This is a genomic window from Mesorhizobium sp. M1295 (assembly GCF_040318135.1).
In the GTDB taxonomy this organism is placed as follows: Bacteria; Pseudomonadota; Alphaproteobacteria; order Rhizobiales; family Rhizobiaceae; genus Mesorhizobium.
In genome coordinates this window covers 1-2,596 of record NZ_JAMYLU010000067.1, presented here as the reverse complement: position 1 = coordinate 2,596, position 2,596 = coordinate 1, and the positions used below count along the sequence as shown (strand labels likewise).

General features: G+C 60.9%; 3 protein-coding genes. All 3 read right to left on the bottom strand.

From position 1 onward, the window contains the following. Nucleotides 1-79: 79 nt before the first annotated feature. The 3 genes from tnpC to tnpA are packed head-to-tail and all read right to left on the bottom strand — an operon-like array spanning nt 80 to nt 2,513. Entirely contained in the window at nt 80-1,651 is a 1,572-nt protein-coding gene (tnpC, locus tag NKH29_RS32480) for an IS66 family transposase (protein WP_353001419.1), read from the bottom strand. 54 nt (nt 1,652-1,705) lie between these two features. Continuing rightward, the gene (gene tnpB / locus NKH29_RS32475; protein ID WP_352469379.1) at nt 1,706-2,059 is read right to left on the bottom strand and encodes an IS66 family insertion sequence element accessory protein TnpB; all 354 of its coding nucleotides are present in this window, start codon (nt 2,057-2,059) and stop codon (nt 1,706-1,708) included. After that, complete coding sequence (gene tnpA / locus NKH29_RS32470) at nt 2,040-2,513, bottom strand: IS66-like element accessory protein TnpA (RefSeq protein WP_353001418.1); 474 nt, start codon at nt 2,511-2,513, stop codon at nt 2,040-2,042. Before tnpA ends, tnpB begins: the two co-directional genes overlap by 20 nt. Between the last annotated feature and the right edge of the window lie 83 nt (nt 2,514-2,596).

Here is a 2,596-nt window from a genome sequence, read left to right as displayed (position 1 = left end):
GTAAGCGCTATTTTCGCTGCACGTTGACGCGGGGGCTTTCGACGGATGGCCTTCGAATCGGGAACGGTATCTGGTCTGATCAGGCTGCTGTTGCTTTGGCGAAGTTGAAGGGCAGCAGATCCTCGATGGCTGCGTTCTCGGGGCGCTGAGGTAGTTCAGTGAGGACGTGGCGCAGCCACGCTAACGGCTCGACGCCACAGGCGCGGCAGGTCAACATCAGGCTGTAGATGACGGCGCTGGCCCTGGCTCCGTCGACGGTATCGCTGAACAGCCAACTTTTCCGGCCAGTGGCAAAGATTCTGATGTCACGCTCGAGAAGATTGTTGTCGATCGGCATGCTGCCGTCCTCGGTGTAACGAGTCAGATATCCCCATTGGTTCAGGGTGTAGGAGACGGCGTCGCCGAGCTTGCTGTCCGGCAAGACTTTTGGGGCGATGTCGTCGAGCCATGCCTTGAGAGCATGGAGGATCGGGACACTATGTTGCTGGCGGAAGTGGCGAATGCAGTGATCTCGCGTTTCGCCGTCATCGGGGATTTCGTTCCGCGCCTGCCTTTCAACCCGATAGAGCTGTTCAAAGAACCGGAGCGCCTGTTCCGGCGGGCCGCCGCCTTTCTTCCTCGCCTTTAGGGCATCGACGAAGCGCCGCCTGGAATGGGCCATGCAGCCAAGATGCGTTGCCCCTTCCAGCGTGCGCCAGGCGGAATAACCGTCACTCATCACGATGCCGCGGTAATCGCCCAAGAAGGTCTGCGGGTGTATCTGGCCGCGACCCGGCTGATAATCGAGCAGCACGATCGGCTCGTCACTGTCGTGGCCGCTCCGGTATGCCCACATGTACGAGGTGCTGGTGGCCTCTCTGTCCATTTCCTTCAGCACCTGGACCGTGGTCTCGTCGCCATGGATGAGGGGCTGCGATCTGAGCCGCAGCTTCAGCACGTCATAGATGCGGGCGAGATGCTTTTCGCTCGAGCCGATCACCCAGTGACCCAGAGCGCCACGGCTGACAGGAACGCCCGCGCGCTCGAAGGCCTGCGCCAGGCGGTAGAGCGGTGTGCCGTCGACGTATTTGTGAACGAGCGCGAAGGCCAGCGTCGAAGCCGTGGCGATGCTGCCAGGCAAGGGTTGCGCGGGCATCGGCGCGGTCACGACCGGCGTGTTGATGCCGGTACGCTCGCAATGACGGCAAGCATATTTGAACCGCACATTCTGCAGGACCTTCGCCTTCACCTCGATATGAAGTTGCTCGGTAACGGCCTCGCCCATGCGATGCATCTGGTGACGGCAGCAAGGACAAGCCTTCTGATCGTCGGGAAGGTCATACTCGACGCGCTCGCGCGGCAGGTTTTCCGGCAAGGCCTTGCGGCCGCGCTTCTTTCCCGTCGCCCCTTCGCTCGCCGGCAAGCCCGTGTCCGGCAGGACAACGACGCCGCCATCTTCGTTGTCGGCGGCGTCCTCATCCGCGGCCTGTTCGGCTTCATTGAAGAGGCGGTCAATGTGCTTTTCACTGCGCGGCGCAAAACGATGCAGTCGTGCAAGCGCCAGCTCTTCCTCGAGTTTGACGACGCGTTCGGTGAGTTGACGGTTCTGCGCCTGCAGCGCAGCAATACGCGCCATCAACGCTTCAACAGTCGGTTCGCCGGGTCGATTCATCAGATTCTTGAATCGAAAGCATGCCGCCGCGTCAACCGCTCAATTCGAGAGCCCTCAACCGGCAACCTGATATTGCCGCACCGGATGGCGGACCATCGCATCGATGTCGATGCCGTCGAGGATCCAGTGCAATTGCTCGGTCGTAAGCGTGACCACCGCTGCCTCCCGGCGCGGCCACCGGAACTTGTCCTCGGTCAGCCGCTTCATTACCAGCACAAAGCCCGACCGATCGAAGAACAGGAGCTTCATCCGGTCGCGACGGCGATTGCAGAACGCAAAAACCGCCGGAGCAAACGGATCGAGCGCCATCGTCTCTTGGACCAGAACCGCAAGGCTGTTGATGCCGGCCCGGAAGTCGATCGGCTCGCGGTGCAGGTAGACTTTCAGGTCAGCGCCCAGTCTGAACATGACCCAGTGCTCCGATGGTCGCCGTCAACGCATCCACATCACCGCATTCCAGCGTCAACTTCACGCCGTTCGGCAGCGACGCGCTCACCTTGGCTGGAGAGGAAAAAGGCGCTGTCCTTTTCGATGCCGACCTACGTGCCCCATCGCAACTCCCCGGCAAATCCACCGCAGCCATGCTGCTCTGTCGCAGCAAGGCCCGATCGGAAGTGCTTTCAATCTGAACCGGGATGAACGCCGATGGTGGGGGCTGTGGGAGGGACTGGGTCTCCGCCCGCTTCTTTATCCACTTCCGAAGAAGGTTCGCATTGACCCCATGTTCGAGCGCAAGCCTCGATACCGACACGCCAGGCTCAAGACAGGCCGAGACAAGACGGTCCTTCGATGCCGGGTCGTATCGGCGTCGCCCGTCCCGACCGACAAGCCTCACCCGCAGTTTCTGCTCATCTTCTTCCATCACAAGGTGTCCACCTATTTTGGTGGACACCTCATGCATCAGAGCACTCAACAGCAAAAGGTGCGGGGAAATTCGCGCTTACG